Raw genomic sequence first — 20,864 nt, forward strand, 5'->3', positions numbered from 1 at the left:
GGTGGTCTCCTATGCGGTTGTCGGCCTGGCGGGGTGGCGGGGACCCTGGCCGGGCGAGGGGTCTAGGACCGTTGTGTACGGCTTGCGCGAGGTGATCGCGTCGGCCATGGCGTCGTAGATCTCCAGGATCGCCTTTTTGGTGCGGGCGAACAGATCGGGGTTCACGTTCTTGAAGGCCCGGAAAGTGTCCATGATGTAGTCGACGTCGTCGCGGGTGACGCCGTACAAGTGGAAGTAGGCGGCGTCCAACTCAGCCCGGAGCCAGAAGCGCCGCTCCTCGTCCCAGCGGTACGGCAGGCCGTCATCGAAGTGGTCGCGGGCGAACGGCTCCATGGCGTAGGAGGTGTAGGTCAGCTCCAGGACTCGGATCCGCACCCACCGGTCGAGGCGCTCAGTGCTGTCCCATGGGGAGTCCTGCTCATATACCGAAGGCGGCAAGACCGGAAGCTGCTTAAGAATAAAGTAGTTGAGGGTAATGCCTGAGATCTTCTGCCTCGCAGAGAAGTCGAGGACGAAGGCTGAGAGGTTGGCCTGAAGTAGCGTGCAATCCCCACGCAGCAAGGCGATCGGGAATTTGTTGCCGACGGCTACCCGTGGAATAGCAGTGCTAATCACGGTCCGCGTATCGGAGCTTCGGCAAATGTCACGCCAGCCGAAGAACCAGTTGCGATCCCATTTATCCGCATCGACGTTGCCATGGGTCGCCTCCCTTGGGCGGAGTCGATCCTCGACGACCCGTTCTGGGATCCAATATTCGGGCATGATGCTGTATCCGGGGTTGGCCCATTGCTCGTTGGTGGACCGGGGGAGCGTTCCGACATTAGCTTGGGCCTGAGTCTGACCTTCGTACGTACCAAATCGGTCGTCGAAATGGTGCAGCATCTTGGCCTGGTACAGCGGCAGCAGCCGTTCTCCGTCGCGGACGAGGTTGTTGCCGTCGAGGTGCCAGCCGTCCCGGATCATGCCTTGTAGGGTCTCATTTTTGGTAACGTTGGGCCGGAAGAGGCCCGAATCGTTCGTCATGTGCAGCATGGCCACGAACGACAGCTCCCACGGGTTGGCTCCCTCGCCGCCGTTGGCCGACTCCCGCCAAAGCACCGGAACCCGCCGGTAGATGCCGACGCTGATGTCGGCGTTCCGCTTGAAGTCGAACACCGGGAGCGTGCCCGTGTTCGGGTTGAGCAGCGTGATGTCGTTCGGGGTGAGCGTGAAGCGACGCTCAGCGATCTGCGGCACCTGCCGAAGCCGGAAAGCGAGATTGACCCGCCGCTGTGGAGCTCGCGGACCCGCCGCGCTCCACAAACAGAACCGGAACGAGTGGTGCACGTCCGTGAAGAGTTTCTCCTCGTTCTCGAAGTCGTACAGCGAGGAGAGAGTCCTGGTATCCACCATGTCCTTAAAGAAGTACTGCGTTGTGGCGTCGGTGGCGATGCCGGTGGGCAGGACCATACCGACCCGACCCTCAGGAGTGAGCACCATCCGGCCGGTCTCGGCGAACACCGCGTAGGTGTTGATGTCACCACGGCCAGTCAGCGGATAGCGCCCCGACTCACGCAGCAGCAGTGTCGTCCCGTTGGCCCTCCGCAGCTCGTTCGCGAACTCGAAGTAGAGAGCTCGATCGGCTACCTCCTCGCTCTCTTTGAGTGCGGCGATGGCCTTCTTCCGGGCGGCGGCGTTCTTGGCCTTGGCGATGTCCTCGTGGCGGGAGTCGAAGAACTCCTTCTCCTGGATCTTCACCCGCTCCCACGGCGGGTTGCCGATCACGCAGGTGAAACCGCCATCCCACCCGGTCCGCCGATCAACGGCCCCGTCTTCGGGCACCCGAAACAGATGCGGAAACTCCACATGCCAGTGGAAGAACCGATAGTCCCGCTCCAGCTCCTCGACCCGATTGGCGATACGCCGCTGAGCCGGGTCGAGGTCAGAGTCACCGATCCAGCCCAGCGCCGACTGAGTGATCGCCGAGAGCCTGCTCTCCGGTGTCAGCTCCTGCACGAACGCAGCGCACCAGGCATCCGCGACCCGCTTGACCGACCGGCGCTCGGCGTCAAGCAGGCGGAGCCTGCGTCGCTGCACCGCAGCCCCGGCCAGGTCGTCGGGTAGCGCGGTGACGATCTGCCTCGTCCCAGTACCGAGCCGGGTGTTCGATCGACTGACCTCGGCTACGTCGAACAGGCTGTCCTGCACGAGACGATGAGAACGGTGATCGGCCTGAGTCGCACTCTCCTTGGCCACCGCAGCCGCGACCTTCTTGTCGTCGCCCTCAATCGGTTTGAAGGCCTCCCTCGGAATACCCTGCTCGATCAGCGCAGGGGTGGTGCCGAGCAGAGTGTTACCGACGCGGATGTTGGTGTCGAGGAAGGGCAACGGTTTGCCCGGCTCGATCGACTCCAGCCAGAGCGAGATCCTGGCCAGCTCGACCGCCATCTCGTTGAGGTCCACGCCGTAGATACACCGGGAGACCACTTCCCGCATCGCTCGCCGTACCACCTCGGGAGAAGGCTCGTCCTCACCGGAGCGGATCTGCGCGACGCGCCTGGCGATCCGGTGGGCTGCAGCGACTAGGAAGTGGCCGGATCCGCAGGCCGGGTCGCAGACCGTGACGTTCAGCAGCGCTTCGACCTTGGCTTCCGCGTCCTCGGCGCTGTTGGCTGCCTCATCGAGCACCGGGTCGAGAGCCGTGTCGAGCAGTGCCTCGGTCAAGGACGGAGGCGTGTAGTAGGAGCCGGTGGTCTTTCGCAAGCTCCCTTCCGCACGTCGCAGCGTGAAGGTGCGGGCGGCGGTGTCCAGGTCAACGTGGAACGCCAGAAGCCACTCGTAGACGCTGCCCAGTTCCTCGGAGCCGAGCTCACGGAAGTTAACCGGCCGGCGTTGGAATCCAGAATCGACGATGGCCAGATGCCGGACGGCCTGGAGCAGGTTTCCGTTCTCGATCCGCAGACCTTCCAAAGGAGCGTCCAGCGCGTCGGGTTGGCTGCGCTCGAGGCGGGTGCCGTCGTCCAGTTCAGTGATCCGCTCGAACACGCCACCGAGGCCGGGGATCGCCAGTTCCGGACGCCCGCCTTCCTCTCCGAGTCCGCGCATGATGAGCTGCACGGCTTCCCAGAGGTCGTCGTGGTGGTCGGCACCACTCCGGATGGCCCGATCACGGAGCCGCTGGCCCGAGAAGTACTTGGCGTAGCGGTCGCGCGCGGCCAGAATGATCTTCCACTCGTCGGCTCTGGCGGAGTCATCAGGCACCGGAGTTAGCAGAACGTCGCGGTCCTCGGCGACGAACCAGAACAGCATCCGATAGACCAGGCGCAGGATCGCCCGGTTGTAGTTCTCTTTGCTCAGGCTTCTGCCCGCGAAGCGTTCGCGGAGCCGCTCATTGGCCGGATGCTTGAGGAATCCGGTGCCCAGGGTGTTCGTGGCCTGCTCGACGCCTTTCCGCAGCCGAGCCAATGCCCGGTCTCCGACCTGCACCGCGTCGGTGCGCCAGATCTCCAGCCAGCAGTCTACGGGCGTCTTCCCAGCCGGTACGGCGAAGCGCGAAGCATGAGCGAGCCGGAACAACAGGACGAAGTCGGCGAAGAGCTGTTCGGAGAAGATCAGTTCGAGGTCGAACTCGACGAACGCCGACCCGGCGAGTGACCGCGAGTCACGCAGCAGCCGCAGCTTGCTGCCGTTGGAAAGGATGGCCCATAGGTGGTCGTCGCTCTGATTGAGCAGCTGCTGCACCATCGACTGCGGCGCCCGGGTGGTGACCTTGGGCGTGCGGTGGTCGAGGTCGACGTTCCAGCTGAGCAGGTGAATCGGCACCTGCTCCCACCGGTGGCTCACCGGGTAGGAAACGTCATCCACGACGAGGTGACCAGCCGGCTGGACCACGCCGTAGTCGAGCTGGCGCAGCAGCGGGAGCAGCCACCGGTCCCGAGCCCGTGGTGACCGTCCCTCCTGTGCGGCCTTTTCCCGCTCTTTCGTGAATGCCTGCCAGGCACCGTTGAGGTAGTCGAACGCGCGGGCGGCCGCTTCGCGGACATTCTCCTGGGGCAGGAGCCCGTAGGTCTCGGCTTCGCGGCCCGGCAGGCCGCTCTCACCGGAGCCGGTCTCCAGGACCCGGTTGAACAGGTCAGAGGGCAGGAGGCCGCCTGCCGTACGGACGGAGGGGAAGGGCGAACGGCTCATCGGGTGACCGCCGGAAGGTAGACGTAGACGCCGAGCAGGTCGGCGGGCTTGTTCGCGGCAACGGTGATTCTGCTGATGCCGCTCTGCCGGGAGGCCGCTCTGACTCGGGCGTGCGACTCACGCAACTGCTCGGCCAGCGCGTCGGCCTCGGCGTCGAGTGCGGGCGCAAGGCGGGTCAGCAGGTGGCTACTGAGGACCCGGTCGAGGTCGTCGCGGGCCAGGTCTGGGGCCACGTTTCCGCTGGGGGTGGCGGCCAGCAGGGTTTCGACCTCTTCTTGACTCAGCCATTCCGGGGTTTCCGGCTTGCCGCGGAAGGCCAGCGCCCGAGCCTCTTCGGCGACGAGCGGCTTCTTGCCGTCGCGGGCGGGCAGAGTCAGGTGCATGCGGAAACGGGCCAGCAACAGCGTGGTACGGCGTTGCACGGCATCGGTGCGCATGACACCGCACCGTCCCGGCCGGTCGGAAGTGGGCCATTCCAGCTTCCGGTCGAGTGCCGCATCGAGTACGTAGCGGGCGACCGCGCCCACGGACTGGTCGGTGCGGTCGAGGTGCGCGTGGCGGCGTGGCACCGGCATGGTGCGGTGGAACTGCAGGGGCTGGGCATGCCCGGGCGGGAGCGTGTCGCCCAGTCCGGCGGGCAGGGTCGCGGTGATCGCTGCGAAGCCGTACTCCTCGTCGGTCATCGAGGAGCCGAGCGCGTCGAGGGCTTCTCGGACGAAGTGCTCGATCTCGCCGGTGGAGCCGAGGCTCGCTCGGATCTCGGCCAGTTCGCGTGCCACCTCATCGGGCTTTATGCCGACCTGGGCGAACTTGGTCCGTGACTGCCGTTCCTTGGCTGCGGCGCTCTCCCATTCGATGTGCAGGTCGCCTGCGGCGAAGCCGTCGAGGGGAAGCTGCTCCCAGGTCTCGGTGTTGGAGGTGAGGAGTTCCTCCATCAGGGCCTCGACGAGCTGGTTGGAGAAATTGGGCACGGGGACGCTGACGCCGAGGCTTTTGCGGATCTCTTCGTGCTTGCGGATCAGAACCCGCATGACGATCTCGTCGATGAGGTTGTCCGCGCCGAGGATAGTGACCGCGCGCACCTTGTCGGCGGGCTGGCCGAACCGGTCGACGCGGCCCTCGCGCTGTTCGTGCCGGGTGGGGTTCCAAGCCAGATCGTAGTGGACGACGGCCTGGAAGGCGTCCTGCAGGTTGACGCCCTCGGACAGGCAGTCGGTGGCGACCAGGACGTGGCGGCCCTCGGTGGCGCGAAGCTCGTCAATCCGGGTCTCGCGCTCGCTGGGCGGGAGGGTTCCGGTAACGCAGCCGACTTCGGCGGTGGCGCCGAGCGTCTTGCGCAGGTGCTCGGCGACGTATTCGGCGGTGTCGATGAACCGGCAGAACACAATCGGGTCGTAGCCGTCGCTCAACAGCCCCTGGACCACGTCGCTGAGCTTGGCCAGTTTGGCGTCGGCCTTGCCGGCGAGCGCTGTGGCCTGCTTGGCGAAGCGCAGCAGGCGGGCACGTTCGGTCTGGTCGTTGTCGTCGAGGTCGTCGGCGCCGGGGATGACGTCGACCGATTCGGCGGCCTCGTCGTCGGCCATGTCGAGCACGGTCGCCCGGCCGATGCGGTCGGCTTCCTCCGGCGTTTCGGACTCCATATTCTTCGCGCGGGTCTGCAGGGTTGCCGCGGCTGCCTTCGGCGAGGAGGCCAGGGCTCGCAGCAGCGCGAGAATCGACCAGTAGCGCACCCGCTGGCGAAGCTGGCCGGCTGAGGTATCGCGGACGGTCTCCCGCGCATAGGCCAGCACCTGGCGGAACAGCTTGCGGTAGTCGTCGGTGAGGTAGTAGCGCTCCTCATGAGTCTCTCGGTCGGAGGGGAACTTGGTTTCCACGTCGAGGTATCCCCGGATGTCGCCGCGCCTGCGCTGCACCATGTAGCGGGCCAGTTCGTCCCGGCCCTTCACGTCGTCCAGGTTGAGGTTCGGCAGCACCGGGTCGAGCAGGCCGATCAGGTTGCGGAAACCTTCGTCCTTGCCGCTGTGCGGGGTGGCGGTGACCAGCAGCAGGTGCCGGTCCTTCTTCGTGGCGAGTTCGCGGACGAGGTCGTAGCGCTGCGTACGGCTACCGCTGGTCGAGCCATCGGCGACACAGGTGTGGGCCTCGTCGACGATCACCAGATCGGGGCAGGAGGTGAGAAACTCCTTCATCCTGGCCGGCGCCTTGATGAAGTCGGTGGAGACCACGGTGTGCTTGTAGAACTGGAACACTGACTGGTCATCACCAATGACGTTCTTCTGCAGGCGCTTGATGGTGCTCGGGAGCACCAGCTCGGCGTTGATGCGGAACTTGCTGGCCAGTTCCTCTTGCCATTGCTCGGCCAGTGCCGGGCTGCACAGCACGGTGAGACCGGTGGCGCTGCCCTGCTCCAGCAGCTCGGCCGCGATCAGCGACGCCTCGATCGTTTTACCGATACCGACGTCATCAGCGATGAGTAGCCGAACGGTCTCCTGGCGGAGCGCCATCAGCAGCGGAACGAGCTGGTAAGGCCTGGGTTCGACCGCGAGGTTGGCCAGGGAGCGGAATGGCCCGGCGGTGGCACGGAACCCGACCCGCAGGGCCGTACGCAACAACCCTGCGCTCACCGAGTTGCCCGCATCCGTAGCCTGCGGCGGCGGGAAGGTGGCCTGGGTGACCGTCTCAAGGCCCGTCAGGATGCCCGCGATCTCATCATCGCCACCGCCCAGCGGACGGGCGAGCAGGAAGCCTTCGGTGCTCTCCGGGAGCACCACCCAGTCTCGACCTCGCGCGCTGACCAGCGATCCAGGGCTGTAAACAGTCAACGCCGTTCCCTCCGGCTCGTCCCGAAGACACTTGGATACTTCTTGACGATCTGTGAATAGTCGCCACCGTACGGGATGCGTACGACACTCCACCCCAGATCGCGAAGCTCGTCCTCCGCATCGGCGTCCCGGCCGGGTACATCGCCGTTGTCCGGGCCGTCCACGAAAATCGCGACCTGACCGCCGTAGATCATTTCCGGCTTGGCTTCACCGATCTCCGCGTTGAGTGACTCCGGTGCGGCGTACTCCCACTCTTCCAGCCAGCGAACGAAAGCATGCAACGGGTTGTTCAGTTCGGCGTCGTAGCGCACCGGCTCCCAGATGTCCTGGGCGGAGGCGACGGGCGGCTTGGGGACTTCAGCCAGGGCGAGCTCCAGCAGCAGGTCGCGGGCGAGGTGGCGGTCGATCTGCTCGTGCTTTCCCTGGTTGCCGAAGGACAGCAGACAGTCGTAGCAAGCCTTGGCACAGCGCTCGCCGTTGACCGCGCCACCGGTGTCCTCACCGGTGAACGGGTTGAAGTGGGCGATCTCCAGGGCCTTCCGCGCTGCCCTGGCCAGTGCGTCATCCTCCATGACCAGCCGACGGAGTACGCCGGCGCCGCCCTCGGAACTTTCGATGAACAGCGCCCTGCCGCGGTCTGCCTCGTCCGGCAGCAGCTCGCTGGCGAGCTCGCTGTCCTCCAACTGGAACTCGGCCTCGATTCCTCGCTCCAGGGCGTACATGAAGCTGATCGCTGCCTCGTCGGTTGCTGAGTCAGCCATGCGGGTGATCAGGATGTTTCGGCGGTCTTCGACGTAGGGGATCACCTGCTGCTTGGCCTGAACCCTGTCGGCATCGTCGAGCACGTGGGGCTCGGGCGTCAGAGCGTTCTTCTCCGTCAGCCAGCGGCCAGTCTGAATGTTGATCCAGAAGCCGTCGCTGGTGTGGCGCTTGCGCCCCATATTGATGACCCGGACCGTCGCGGTATCCCCGTACTGCAACTCCAGGACCTTGCGCGGCCCTCGCACGGCTGTCGCGTCCAGGCGGCCGGGCCGTACGCCATGGTTGTTGAAGCGATAGGAGGTGATCAGGTCGTATCCTGCTCGACGACGTTCCTCCTCGTCGGAGGAGATCCTGTCGCGGCGGATCGTCTTAACGGTCTGGAGGCGCAGAAGGCGATGCATGGTCTTACCGAGGCGCCCCTCGCAGGACTCGCATACATCGATACCGACGACCGAGTCATGCAAATAGCCGCAGTACTCGCAACGGCGGGCGGACTTGGTGTCCAGCCCGCTTCCACCCTGCTCGTTAGGGGCCAGCTGAACCTCTTTGACCTGGTAGCGCGAGCCCTCGTGATAGATGAGGGCGTCCGGGCCGAACTCACGAATGGCGATGAACCGCGGCCGGTGGATGAACTCGACTTCGGTGTTCTTGCCCTTTCGGGCGGCGATGTAGGCACGCAGGGGTAGCCGGGGAAAGGAGTAGCCGGGCAGGAATCCTTCAGACGCCAGGTAGCGGTAGGAGTAGAAGTCAGTCTGAAAGTCCTCGGAATCCTCGTTGCGGAGCAGCTTGAGCTGGTTCTCCGCTTCCGCGCGGCGGGCCTTCGCGGCCTCCCTGGCCTTCGTGCCGGTGGAGTGGTCGCCGATGATGCGGTGCTGCACCTCGCGCTCAGCCTGAGCGGTGCGATAGAGCTCCCGCCAGCGGTCGAACGCGGCGTCGAACTGCTTCGGCGCGTCCTCAATGGTTCGGTCGATCCACTCGTCATGCCACCAGGAGGTGATCTTCAGTTCGGTGTCGCGTTCTGCGAGGATCGCTCGCGTCCGCTCGGCTGCCCTCAACCGTGCAGTGCGTTGGACCATGGCCGCCGCGACCTTGGGCAGGAGCGGGAAGCCAGGGCCGTCAATGTCGACGATGCCGCTGATCGAGCTGTCGAGCGCCAGTCCAGTCTCGGCGAGCCAGATCGCGTTGACGTGCGAGCTGATCAGGTCTTCATTGGTGAGATCCAACCGCGGTGCGGCTACGGAGCCGCCAACCATCTGGTCACGGTGGCGGAAGTAGTACTGATCATGAGCGTTCCCGGTGGCACAGTAGGTGACCACCAGCGCCGGCTGCCCGGAGCGACCCGCTCGCCCTGCCCGCTGGGCGTAGTTGGCCGGAGTCGGTGGAACGTTGCGCATCCCGACCGCGTTGAGGCTGGCGATGTCGATGCCTAGTTCCATGGTCGGTGAGCAGTAGAGCACCTGCAGGTCGCCTTCCCGAAACTGCTCCTCCCGAACGGCGCGGACCTCGTTCATCACCTGCGCCGTGTGTTCCCGCGCTTGGAGACCGGACAGATTCGCCGCCTTCTCCTGGTAGAGGCGCTGAAAGAAGGGATTGATGCGGGGGCCCTTGGCCGTAGCGACGTGCTTGCGGATGCGGTCTTCGGCCCCGGCCTTGCCGTCGCCCAGCCGCCAGATGATCGACGAGGCTTTAAGCTGGTAGCCGCCGCGCTCCAGGGTAAGGATTCCGCATCTCTCGGTCACTGCGAGCATGTCCCGGATCATCGCGTGCGCGTCATCACGGGAGAGCCCGTCATGCTCGCGAAGCAGGTACTTGCCGTAGGCGCCGAATCCGGTCAGGTGTAGATCCTTGCTGGCTCGCTGACCGCCCTTGCTACCCGCGCGGGGGTAGGCGACCGCGGCGTAGACCACGTTCTCGGTCGGCTCCATCGCCCAAGGGTCCTTGAGGTAATGCCTGCTCTCCTCCTTGAGTTGCACGAACCCCGGCTCGGTCAGACAGTCGGCGTCGATCGCCAGAACTCTACGCAACTCGTCCATCAAAGTTCGCAAGAGTTCTTCACGAAGCCGCGGCTCATCGTCTCGGAGGGCGTAGTGGGCGCCGTCCCACAAGTCCTGAGCGGCGGCGATGTCGGGCAGATCCAGGTAGTCGACCTTGAGGAGCCCAGTCTGTTCCAGGTTAGGCATGGTGATCCGCCAGCCGCGCTCCAGATCCAGATAGAGCCGGTAGTTGATCAGCTGACGAAGTGCTTTCCACGTGTTGCGCTCAGCGGAGAATCTCGCCTCGGGCTTCTCGGCGAAGTCGACGAAATCGAGGTTGAGGGCATCGGTCACCTTCTGCGCGATCACCTCGTGTGTCAAACCGTCTGGCGCGTCCTGCAACGCCCGATAGAGCGCCCCCCGAAGCTGAACGATCTGCACGAAGTCGTTGAAGTGTCCCGCTTGCAGGCTGGCGTCCTGCCGGTTGTCGGTGAAGGCCAGCAGCTTGCGCTCAGGCTTCTCGAGGTTGTCGTCTTCGCGGAGGGTGCGAACCACGGTCGAGCTGATTACGCTCGTCGCTGAGCTGCGACCTTCCACGGCCAGTGACCCTAGCTTGGCGAAGTCGCTTCCCCGGACCTGCTCATACGACGTACGGCAGGCAAGGCAGAAGGTGAATGGCGCGGCAACGAACGCGGCGCGGGTACCTTCCTCGTGCAGATGGCCGTTGGGGGCGACCCGAACCACCTCGGGCAGATACTTGCGCTTGGCCGAGACAACACCAGGTGAACCGTCTGCCCGAGTCTCCAACCACGACTCGGGCACTCGCTGGTCGTCAATCGCAGTCTTCGTGCTGTCCGACCAGGGAAAGTCCGTCGAGATGTAGAGATAGCCGTCTGCCTCGTCGCCAGCCGTATCGTTGTCTCGCCGGGAGGTGAAGCGCTCATCCACCTTCCTGACGGTCAGGTACTCCTGGCCGCACTCCCGGCAGAACGATGCTGGGACAAGGATGTGATCTTCCTTGCCGGGGTCGGGGACAACCGTCTGGTAGCGGCTGGTGATGTATCGGTCCGCTTCGGGCTCGATGCTCAGGTAGACGTCGTCACCTTTGGACAGGAACTGGTGCAGACGGAAGGCGAAAACGGGTCGCCGGGTTCGTGGGTGATCGATTGCCGCGCCGCGTTTGAGGGTCTCCTGAATGGCTGCGGCGCAGTCTTCGGGATCTTCCTTGATCGATGCGGCCAGCTCTTGCGCTGCCTCGCGGACGGTCCGAGGCCGCGGAGGCCGGACCAGTTTGCCGGAAGCCGGGTCTGCGACAACACCGAACTGGGTCTCCACCCAGGCGGCGAGCGGGTCTGCCACGAAGGTCTCGTATTCGGGCGCTGGGACTGTAAGGCCCGTCACAGCCGTTGGGTCGGCAGTCGTGGCACGCTCCAGCGTCTCTCCGATGACATGCGCACGGGACACAGGTAGCCCGAACAGACGGCTTGCCGTCTCCGCCACCTTCGCGCGGCGCTCCCGCTCACTGCCCTCGGTGGTCATCGTTGCTGACGTACCTACGCACTGGATCGCATCTGCCTCACAGGCATCCCTGACGCGACGCACCAGCATCGCCACATCGGCACCTTGGCGGCCCCGATAGGTGTGCAGCTCATCCAGGACGAGCCAGCGCAGCCCCCGAGCTGCTGTGATCAAGCTGTCGCGTTCGCCTGGGCGGGTCAGAACGAGGTCGAGCATGACGTAGTTGGTCAGCAGAATGTCTGGCGGATCCGCGAGGATCTGTTGCCGTTCCTGCCCCTTCTCCTGTCCGGTGTACCGGCGGAAGGTAACCGGCTCGGCGCCAGCGCCGTAGCCTTCCTTCAGGAACTTGTCGAGCTCGTGCACCTGACTGTTGGCCAGGGCATTCATCGGGTAGACAATGATCGCCTTTACGCCCGGCTGGTAGGCGCCGCCGTCCTTCTGCTGGAGCACCCAGTCCACGATCGGCACGATGTAGCTGAGGCTCTTTCCCGAGCCGGTGCCGGTGGTGAGCACGTAACTGGCTCCGGTCCGGGCGATCTCCACGGCTTCACGCTGGTGGCGGTGCAGGTTCAGCGGTTGGCCCGCAGTATCCGCGCTCTTGCCCACGCAGAAGATACGCTCACACTCGGCGCTGAGCAGCCCGTTCCGAACCAGGTCTGTAATGGAACCACCGGGCCGGAAGTTGGGATTTAGCGACAAGTACGGGTCTGGCCACTGCTCACCCTGTGCAAGCCGATCGCGGACATGCTTCTTGATGCGCTCGTCCTCGATCTCGGTAAACCCCGACGTGAACGCCGCGTAGTCGGCGATCAGCTGCTCGTGAACCTTGAAGACGTCCATTCCGTCCGTATTCTGCGATCTTCGAAACCTGTGGAGGAGCACCCCATCAACTCGCTGGGCGTGGGGTAAGGCGCTCCAGCCACGGCATCTTCCTTGTTATCACGACGCCGTTACCGGCCGTTACACCCCTCTGCGCAACCGACATAGTCAGAGCAAACCTGTCCTGCGAAGCGATCGAGCATGTGAGTCACAGCAGGAGGACTTGAGGTTTCGGTGGCTGCGCCACATGTCACAACAGACCAACACATGCTAGAACTGCGGTCATGCTGGGCGAGGATTCCTGAATAACATGCCCATGTTCGAGGCTCTTGAGGAGCACACCACTCTTGGGCGCGCGATCAACATGGAACGTGGACCAAGTTCGACACTCTGGACAGTTCTGTCCGACCAGGAAGGGCCGTAGTAGGTGCAAGCGATGATTGGAATCACGCAGGTACAAGCTGTCAGTCTCCAGATCGTTGCTAGGTAGAACTGTGGATCTGGTCGGGACGACCGGATGATCTCCCATAAGGTCGCGGTAGTGCACTTCAGCCGTCTTCTGCAACGTGTCCCAGCGCACGTCGGTGACATGCAACAGCGAGTAGTCAGCCAGGAAACGAGCCCGCTCTACTAGCATAGTTAGCTCGGCAAAGGCCTCCTGGAGGGCAGTCGGCAGGTCGATGGGGTCGATGCGCCGCAGGTGGGCCTGGTCGTTCCGGCGGTCATACAGGCGCTGGCGCGCATTGGCGGCATCCTGACTGGACAGGAGGCCACGGATGTCGTTGAGGGGATGTTCGGCCTGCAGACTGCGGAGCCGGCGACTGGAGGCGACCTCATGCAGTACCGCTGCCCAGTCACCGAAGCCAGGACCGCTGCGACCGCCGGCGAGCTTCTCCCTGATCGCTGCTACTGCGCCGAATTCGATTCCAGCCTCTCTGCCCAATGCGAGGGCGATCTGCGCGGTGTAGCAGAGAAGAATCTCCGCCGTATCGAGTACAGCGCTGTAGGCGGCTTCTGAATCTCGCGCACTCACCCGGGCTTCGGTCTCACGCCACCGGTAGGCGATCGGGTATGGGAAGCGCGTGCGCACCGTGTGGCCCAGGTCGTCGAGGAGAGATGCGGCCTCCACGCGTAGCCGCAGTGCACGGCCTTGCTCAATGATCTTTGAGCGGGCGCGAGCCGGTGTCTCATAGGTGAACACAGACTCGAGGAGAGAATCCGCTTCCTTCTGCCACTTCTCAAGCTGCAGCTTGGCCGCGTTCAGATCATCGAATGCCTGTGTCAAGGCCTCGTCGGGCTGGGGAACGGGAAGCGCCGCCAGCTTGCTCACTGTGACATGGAGTCCAGATCGACCAGCGAGCGTACGGGCCAGTGGCGAGCGCAGGAACATGAGGGCAAATCGAATCTGCTGCTGATCGACGCCAGAGTGAGGTCGCAGCACGATGGTCGTATGGGACGCGGCAGCTGGAAGATCCTGCTCTGTCACCACAGCGACTATCAAGCCGTGCGGGTCTCCGTAGCCATAGACCTCACGGAGGACCAGATCGCCCGGCTCGAGCAAGTACTCCGGCTTAGCTTCGACCCAATAGGTTTCATCGCCGAGCGGCGCGATCGTGCCATCGCGTTGAACGTCGCGCCCCGCCACGAGCCGTACCGTACCGGGCTTCTCTTCTGTGCTGATCAGCTGCGCATCACCTGCCATATGGATACGTGGAACCGTGCTGCACAAATCACTTACTGTGCAGAGGCTGCCGAAGCCAGCCAAATCGGCACGCTGCTTCAACACGACAGGGTCGTGGCGGTCGAAATCCAGGCTCTCGCCCGAAGGTGGCAGGTTACGGATAACGTACCCGTACCGGGTACGCCCACCTCCTCGGGCCAACAGCATCTCGAAATCCTTCTCGACGGCCGATTCATCTTCCTCGGGCCGAGCCTGGAAAATCTTGAGCGGCGAACGGTGCACCCTTTGACTTCGCAGGAAGGCAGCGGCAACCGCAAATCTGTAATGGACACCCTGGATTGCCCCGGAACTGTAGAGCACGAGACGTGCGTCCCAGCGTTCTCCCATGTCACGCCTAAGGCTCGCTGCCCACTGAGCCTCCGAGGTCCAGAGCTCCATAGGGGTCAAGACAGCCAACACACTGTCAGTGCCAGCTGGGCGGCAGGCGCGTAACACATCCTCGTACGCGAAGACGGCTCGACTGCGAACCCGCCCGGATGACGTGTCTGTTCGGCGATCCCATGGTGGCATGAGGAGAATCGGACCCTCCCCAAGGCGGTCACTGATCCGGGCGCTCAAAGCTCCCGCTGACAACTCCCGTACGACCGACCACGCCTCAGGTGCCTCGATCGGATCCTCACCCCAGCCTGGATCGCCTACCAACATCGTTACCGGTTTCGGCGTCAGGTGTGTGAAACCTATCGCGAGTAGGCGCTCGAATACCGGGCTCAGCAATCGCTTCCCCGAGGTCACGTCACCCTCCCTGTCGGCTCAAACCACAACCCCGGCATATCAGACGGGAAGCCCTCCGGCGCTCCCGTTGCTGAATCTACACCGTTGCTGATCATGTCGACCTTGATCGCCCTTCGCCGCCGACGAGGTCTGCGATCAGCGGATCTACCTGGGCGGAAAGGATTGCGCTATGCACCGCAGGGACATCCGAAGAGCCCTGTGTCAATGTGAGGTCTCAGGACATGGTTAACCAGTTGTTCTCAGGACTTGGTTGACGAGTCGGTGGTCTGGGTGCCCATGCCGTGGACGTAGATCCGGGTGATCGGGGCGGTGTTCTTGCGTGGCCTGATAGCGAGTTCTTCTTCGCCGTGCAGGACCCGGAAGTGGGTGTCTTCGATGACGACGGTGACGAACTTGCCGGCGTGCCGAGGGCCGACCTTGATGAACTGCCCGGCGACCATGAACCGGCCGCTGGCGTGGACACGACGCTGAACGCGGATAGAACCCGGTGCCAGCTGAGGCGGGGGCAACGGCGTGGTCGCCGAGCGGGCTCCGGTCAGCTTGGCGAGTTCGCTGGCGGGTATCGGGCAGGGCCAGGTGCCGATCAGGGCGTTGTCGGCGATGGCGTGCATGAGGTGGCCGTCCAGGCGGAGCACCACGGTGCGGCCGAGGTGGCCGGGGCCGATGACGATCTTCTGTCCGGCCAGGATCACGTGGCCGTCGCGGCTGTGGACCTTGCGGTCGACCTCGACCGGTTCCCCGGCGGCGAGGATGGTCCGGCCGACGGCGCGGGGCAGCGCTGTGGTCGCCGGCTCCGGTCCCGCGGGCCGGGCGCCGCGCATGGTCATGTAGGCGAGGTCTTGCGGCAGGAGCCGGGAGGCGAGGGTGCGCACCAGGTGACCCTCAAGCAGCAGGTGGATGCTGCGGATGTCGGCCCACACGGCTAACGTGCGTCCGGCGAGCATTTGGTGGATCTTCGCGGCCTGCTTGCCGGGCACCAGGGTCAGCGAGCCGCTGGGCGGGACCCGGACCTCCCACTCGATCGCGCCCTCGCTGATGGTGGCGGGTGGTGGCTCGACCACGGCGACGCTCTCGCCCGGCAGGCTCGCCTCGGCTGTCGGCGCTGGGCCGGGGAGTTCGTCACGGGCTGGGCCTTGTGGGCGGAACATGCTGGCCGGGACCCGCATGTCCAGCGCCTGGTGCGGCCGGGCGTGGTTGTAGGCGTGCACCCAGGCGTCGATCGCCTCCTGAGCCGCGGCCATCGACTCGAACGGCGCCACGTGGCCGAGCAGCTCCCGGCGCAAGGTCCCATGAAAACCGCTCGATCTTGCCCGTGGTCGTGGGCGAGCGGGGCTTGGTGAGACGCTGGGTGACGCCGTTCTCCCGGCAGACCCGCTCAAACAGCACCTCGACCGGCTGCGGGCGGGTATAGCGGCCGGTGAACTGTTTGCCATTGTCTGTGAGCACCTCGAACGGCACCCCGTAGCGGCGCATCGCCGCGGTGAAGGCCTGGCAGACCGCGCGCCCGCTGGGCACCGCGACCACCTGCGCGATCACCACGAAGCGAGAGTGGTCGTCGATGCCGGTGACCATCTTGCACTCCCGGCCATCGGCCAATGGCACCCCGCCGACCAGGTCCATCTGCCACAAATGCATCGGCGCCTCGCGCTGCCAACGCCGATAGACCCGCTGACGGCTTTGCTCCTGGCGCCGGGTGGGACCGTTGCGGTCCAGGACTCGATGCACGGTCGCCTTCGACGGGACCGGATCCAGCCCTTGCCGCCCGAGCTCGAAGCTGATACGGCGGGCTCCCCAGCGCGGATGCTGGCGCCGGATCTGGCAGATCAGCGCCTCCACCTCAGCGGCAAGTCGCGTCGGACTGGTCTTGGGCCGTCGTGATCGGCTCTCCAGCCCCGGCAACCCCTCAGACTCGAAGCGCTTGCGCCAGGCATGCACCGACTGCCGCGAGGTCCCATACCGCGCCGCGACCTCCCCGATGGGCGACCCCGCCAACACTTCGCGGACAGCCCGATAGCGGTACTCCACCGTCGCCTGCCGGTCCACGGACACACCCCTCACGCGCTTGATCAAGAAGCCGGAGGAAGAAGATCATGAACGAGCGCAGGGCGTCAACTACGTCCCGATAACGAACGGTGAAGCATGTCCTGAGACCTCACACCGACACCCTGGATGAGGTCAGAGCCCAGGTCGAAATCATCATCGCCAGCGTGAGATGCGAGGAGCCAACCTCCGGGGTCGACGACCAGGAGGCGAACATGCGGACACGGGCATATTGGCACCTCTCACCATGGCCCACGAGGGTCGTCATCCAAGTTCTTGAAGTAGGCCTCGTTACGTACGCGATCATCCAATGCGAAGCACCTCAAGCTGGCGCAGGATCCTAGCCGCCTCGGCTACTTCTTCAACGGCAGACCGCAGTGCTTCTTGATCACCTCTCACATCCGATGCGTGGTGGATCTTGCTTCCTGCCTCTTACTCCTGATGATCAAGGGTGACCTCAGGTCAAGTGTCCGGAGAACGGGGAAGCTCACCCTCGCGTCGCGCTGAAGTGCGCTACCGATTTGCCGCGGCGAGCTTCTGCTTCCTTGCTTGCCGCTGGGGACTTCTCAACGGCTGAGGGGATCGAGACAACTCGCGGCGTTCGTCAGAGCTGGTGCGGCCATCCGTGGGGTAGAGGCCGCAGGCTGGCAGCAGTCTCGTCCATTCCTAGACCGTGCCTCACTCGGCCCTACCGCCACATTCCGTTCACGAGATTCACAGGTGAGAGGCTGCCACCTTTGAGGCGGCGCGAGACTTCGTCCCATTCCCGGATGACGCGCCGCCTGCCTCCACGGATAAATGGCCAGTCTGTCCGGGTTACGAGTTTGGCGTCGTAGATCGCGTCCCAGCCGATCGCATAGAACGCGCCGACGTCATGGAAGACGGTCTTGAGGATGTGCACGGTGCGGCGGTGGTACCACTTCGATACCGCCGTGATCGGTAGTCCGGCCTGGCGTGCCTCCTGCAGGAACGGCAGGGCTAGCTCGACGTTCTGCCAGGTGTTGGCGGACTGATCCTCGCACCGAATCACCTCTTCGGGCACGCCCAGCTCGATGAGCTGGCGTTCAAAGGTGCGGCCTTCGACGATTCCGTTGTGCCGGTTCACCCCACCGGTCACGATGATCAGCGGTGCGCGACCGGCGTGGTAACGAGCGGCTGCGATCTCAGCTGGCGGTGCCTGGTTGGTACCGAAGAGCAGAAGGGCTGTGGGTTGGTCGTCGGGTGGAGGCGCCTGGATGTCCACGAAGGCGGTGATCCCCGCGATGCGCTCCGGGCCCAGATCTTCGGTCACCCGTGCTCCTTGGCTCGTGGAAGTTGCAGGCGGTGTGCGGCAGGAGCGTTGAGCGCCTCCTGGTAGTGGGCATGATATTCCGCGGTCTGTGAGGCGCCTGGGTGCTCCTGCATAAGGACGTTGTCGAGCTTGCCGGCAAGGACCATGGTGGGCCACGCGGGACGGTGACCGGACAGGGCGGTGCGGCCTGCGGCAATCGCTTCGTCCAGCCTGCCCAGGGCCGCCTGGGCGAGGCCGAGGATGAGCAGCGAGCGCGCGTATCCGGACGGGTGCTCGCCGCGCTGGCGGGCTTCGGGCTGGTAGACGGTGTCAATGACGCGATTGGTAGCGGCCACGGCCTCCCGGTAGCGGCCGATGTAGAACAGGGATGTAGCGGTGTACGGCGGGTCGTCGGACAAGGCGATGGACAGAGCCCCGCTCGTTGGGACATCGGCGGGGAGCGCCGCCAGGGCCGCAGCCGCTCGCCGCCGGGAGCGGCTCATCCCCTCGATATCGCCGGCCATCGCGGCGGCCCGCATCTCTTGGGAGGCGAGCTTGGCGTAGATGACCGTCCCCTGCGCCACCGCTGCTTGGCCGCGCGACGACAAGGTCGCGGACTGGCGAGGCTGGCCCCGATACCAGGCGATCATCGCCTTGGTGAGGGTCGCCCACCCTTCCAGCTCGGGGTGCCGCGCTTGCCTGCTGCGGCGTTCGGCGTCGGAGCACCATACCCGAGCGGCGGCATGCTCGCCCATGTCGCATGCGGCTACGGCGAGCAGGTGGGAGAGCCATCCGCTGGCGACGACGAGGTCTGCATGCTGCCGGTCATGTCCCTCGTGGGTGAGCAGGCCGTTGGCAAAGGCTCTGACGGTGAGGAGCTCGTCGTAGACCTCCGCTGGAGGGAGGGCGCCGATCGTCTGGGTGTAGTGGTCGACGAGTTCGCTGAGGCTGTCTACCGTGCTGCCGAAATGCTCGGCGCCGACGATGCTGAGCGCCTGGATGACCCGCAGGTCTCCGCTCAGTCCCAGGGCAGAGACTGCGGTGGTCAGGCTCTGTTGCAAGAAGGTTCGTCGTAGCACCTCACCCACCTGCTCTATCCCATCCTTCGGGATGGGGTGAATTGTCCGCCCCCTTTTTCCCGGCCTGTCGGGGGCATTCTCCAGCGTTTCCAGGCTGATATTGAGGGCTTCGGCCAACACGGGGAGCCAGGTGGTGGGCCGGACGCGGCCTTGTTCCCAGCGCCCAACCTCGAACCGCGTGAGGGTGAACGTGCCGGTCATGGCGCAGAGCTTCTCAGCTAGTTGCCGCTGCGACATATCGGCTGTGGTTCGGAGGTGTTTCAGCAGGTCCGGTAGTGGGAGACCTTGTTGTTCCACCTGGGCGTCCCTCTTGGGGTCTGGGTGTGGGCACGGTGTGGGCACACGCAGTGTGCTCCTCCATCGTGCCCTCAACCAAGAGAGGCTGCATGTGTCTGACACCAACACATGACGCCGTATGACGCAGCACCCGGGTGGGTCTAGGTAGATCGAGACACGAGCCTTGCCGTCCCCGGGTGTTCTCGACCTGGCTGGAGTCCCTGATGGAAGCCGAACCAGAGAGGGCGACGATGAAGGACCCGATGACGAGGGAAAGTGAAGCCACCGTACCCGCACCTGCGGTCGCCGCGCACCCCACCATCGCGCGACTCTACGATCGCGTCTTGGGTGACAAGAACAAATACGGCAACGACCGGGCCGTGTTGGCTGAGCTCCTTGGGATTCTCCATAAGCTTCGCCCGGCTGCCTTGGCCAACGCCGCCTTCGTCACCCGCGCGGTTCACGCCGTTGCCGAGCCAGGGGTCCGTCAGTTCCTCGACCTTGGGTGCGGTCTGCCCAAGTCGAGCGAGGTCACCGTCCTGGCGGCAGTGCAGCAGGTCCAGCCGCAGGCGCGCGTGGTCTATGTCGACAATGACACGCAGGTCGCTGTTCACGGACGGGCACTGCTGGAGGTCGAAGGCCAGGCGATCATGGTCGCAGCAGACGCTCGCAAGGCTGAGTTTGTCCTTCGAGAGGCCGCCAGCCTTTTGGACCTGCACCAGCCGGTGGCGGTCATTGCCGCCGCGGTCGCGCACTTCTGGCCTGATGACGATGAGCCCGCCGCAGTGTCGCGCCGCTGCGCCGAGGCCCTACCCGCGGGCGGACTGCTCATCTTCACCCACGCCCGCGGGGATCTCCTGCCTCCCGACGTCCTGGAGAGGGCGGTGGCCGCCTACGGGGAGGCGGCGCCCATCTTCCCGCGCACGGCCAGCCAGATCACCGCCATCCTTGACGGGTTTCGCCTACTCGAGCCCGGGTTGGTGGAGGCATCCCCAGTGGCGCCCACCGCACGGGCCTCAGGAGGACGTCGGCAAGGCGCACTTCCTCGCCGCAGTCGCCGCCTTCGGCCCGGCATCGACGAAAGCAGCTGTGCCATGACGCCGCCATGGCAGGACGCGGACGAACCTTCGGCAGGAGGCGCGAGGACAGCCCTGCTGCCATCCGTGCGAGGGGCAGCAGGGCTGCCGCCTCGCCCAGTCGCTGGGCGGCAGGCCGGATGCACACCCCGCGAGGCCCCGCCCGTCACCCCCAGCCCTCGTTGATGACCCCCTCGAACTGGAGGACCCCTGCCATGGCACGCCCCGAGCTCGTCCCAGCCGTACCCTCTCCGGGCCTGTGGCTAGAGATGGAGCTGGTATGGAGCAGGAAGCTCTGTGCCTTCTACCTGGGCACGCAGGCCGTCGACCCGTTGATAGCCGGTGACCTTGGCACGCTACGCGCTGCGGAGGTCCTGATTGAGTGGGTGCTGGGCGAAGACGTCTGGCCCGAGCCGGTGAAGCTCAGCAACCTCCCGACCTCAGATGCGTCGGCCCAGTTCAGCGGTCACGACCACGATGAACAGCACCTCCGTTCCCGCCAGCTCTGGCACACGCAGCCCGGCGACGCGGGCGGCGACGGTCGCGTGGGGGCCGCAGGTGCGATAGACCATGGTCGTGGCCGCTTCAT

Annotated in this window: 8 protein-coding genes and 1 pseudogene; 1 reads left to right on the plus strand and 8 read right to left on the minus strand. The window is 65.0% G+C overall.

The features are described from left to right. Positions 1-9 precede the first annotated feature (9 nt). From ACIBEJ_RS30375 to ACIBEJ_RS30405, 7 genes and pseudogenes are all read right to left on the minus strand, one after another. On the minus strand, positions 10-4,167 hold the full coding sequence (locus ACIBEJ_RS30375; protein WP_397186283.1) for an Eco57I restriction-modification methylase domain-containing protein: 4,158 nt from the start codon (positions 4,165-4,167) through the stop codon (positions 10-12). Beyond that, positions 4,164-6,938, minus strand: a complete 2,775-nt coding sequence (locus ACIBEJ_RS30380) for a helicase-related protein (RefSeq protein WP_397186284.1) — start codon at positions 6,936-6,938, stop codon at positions 4,164-4,166. The genes ACIBEJ_RS30375 and ACIBEJ_RS30380 overlap by 4 nt, the downstream gene beginning before the upstream one ends. Before the next feature lie 47 nt (positions 6,939-6,985). After that, on the minus strand, positions 6,986-12,082 hold the full coding sequence (locus ACIBEJ_RS30385; RefSeq protein WP_397186285.1) for a DEAD/DEAH box helicase: 5,097 nt from the start codon (positions 12,080-12,082) through the stop codon (positions 6,986-6,988). 229 nt (positions 12,083-12,311) lie between these two features. After that, positions 12,312-14,180, minus strand: a complete 1,869-nt coding sequence (locus ACIBEJ_RS30390; RefSeq protein ID WP_397186286.1) for a hypothetical protein — start codon at positions 14,178-14,180, stop codon at positions 12,312-12,314. A 593-nt stretch (positions 14,181-14,773) separates the two neighbouring features. Continuing rightward, positions 14,774-16,592, minus strand: a pseudogene (locus tag ACIBEJ_RS30395) (IS481 family transposase). Positions 16,593-17,262: 670 nt separating this feature from the next. Then, a complete protein-coding gene (locus tag ACIBEJ_RS30400; protein ID WP_397186287.1) occupies positions 17,263-17,865 on the minus strand; it encodes a YdcF family protein in 603 nt (200 codons plus the stop codon). Next, positions 17,862-19,124 (minus strand): tetratricopeptide repeat protein, encoded by a 1,263-nt coding sequence (locus ACIBEJ_RS30405; RefSeq protein WP_397186288.1) that lies wholly within the window; start codon positions 19,122-19,124, stop codon positions 17,862-17,864. Before ACIBEJ_RS30405 ends, ACIBEJ_RS30400 begins: the two co-directional genes overlap by 4 nt. Positions 19,125-19,396: 272 nt before the next feature. On the opposite strand from ACIBEJ_RS30405, the gene ACIBEJ_RS30410 reads away from it, so the two are divergent. Then, positions 19,397-20,461, plus strand: a complete 1,065-nt coding sequence (locus ACIBEJ_RS30410) for an SAM-dependent methyltransferase (protein WP_397186289.1) — start codon at positions 19,397-19,399, stop codon at positions 20,459-20,461. A 254-nt stretch (positions 20,462-20,715) separates the two neighbouring features. Here the strand turns inward: ACIBEJ_RS30410 and ACIBEJ_RS30415 are convergent, their stop codons facing one another. Next, the gene (locus ACIBEJ_RS30415) at positions 20,716-20,847 is read right to left on the minus strand and encodes a hypothetical protein (RefSeq protein ID WP_397186290.1); all 132 of its coding nucleotides are present in this window, start codon (positions 20,845-20,847) and stop codon (positions 20,716-20,718) included. Positions 20,848-20,864 lie beyond the last annotated feature (17 nt).

This window comes from Nonomuraea sp. NPDC050790 (assembly GCF_044456745.1).
GTDB lineage: Bacteria > Actinomycetota > Actinomycetes > Streptosporangiales > Streptosporangiaceae > Nonomuraea.

What these genes read in the sequence shown, in the direction of transcription:
- ACIBEJ_RS30375 (WP_397186283.1), bottom strand. Translation starts at nt 4,167, where the DNA reads ATGAGCCGTTCGCCCTTCCCCTCCGTCCGTACGGCAGGCGGCCTCCTG.
- ACIBEJ_RS30385 (WP_397186285.1), bottom strand. Translation starts at nt 12,082, where the DNA reads ATGGACGTCTTCAAGGTTCACGAGCAGCTGATCGCCGACTACGCGGCG.
- ACIBEJ_RS30390 (WP_397186286.1), bottom strand. Translation starts at nt 14,180, where the DNA reads ATGGAGCTCTGGACCTCGGAGGCTCAGTGGGCAGCGAGCCTTAGGCGT.
- ACIBEJ_RS30405 (WP_397186288.1), bottom strand. Translation starts at nt 19,124, where the DNA reads ATGACCGGCACGTTCACCCTCACGCGGTTCGAGGTTGGGCGCTGGGAA.
- ACIBEJ_RS30415 (WP_397186290.1), bottom strand. Translation starts at nt 20,847, where the DNA reads ATGGTCTATCGCACCTGCGGCCCCCACGCGACCGTCGCCGCCCGCGTC.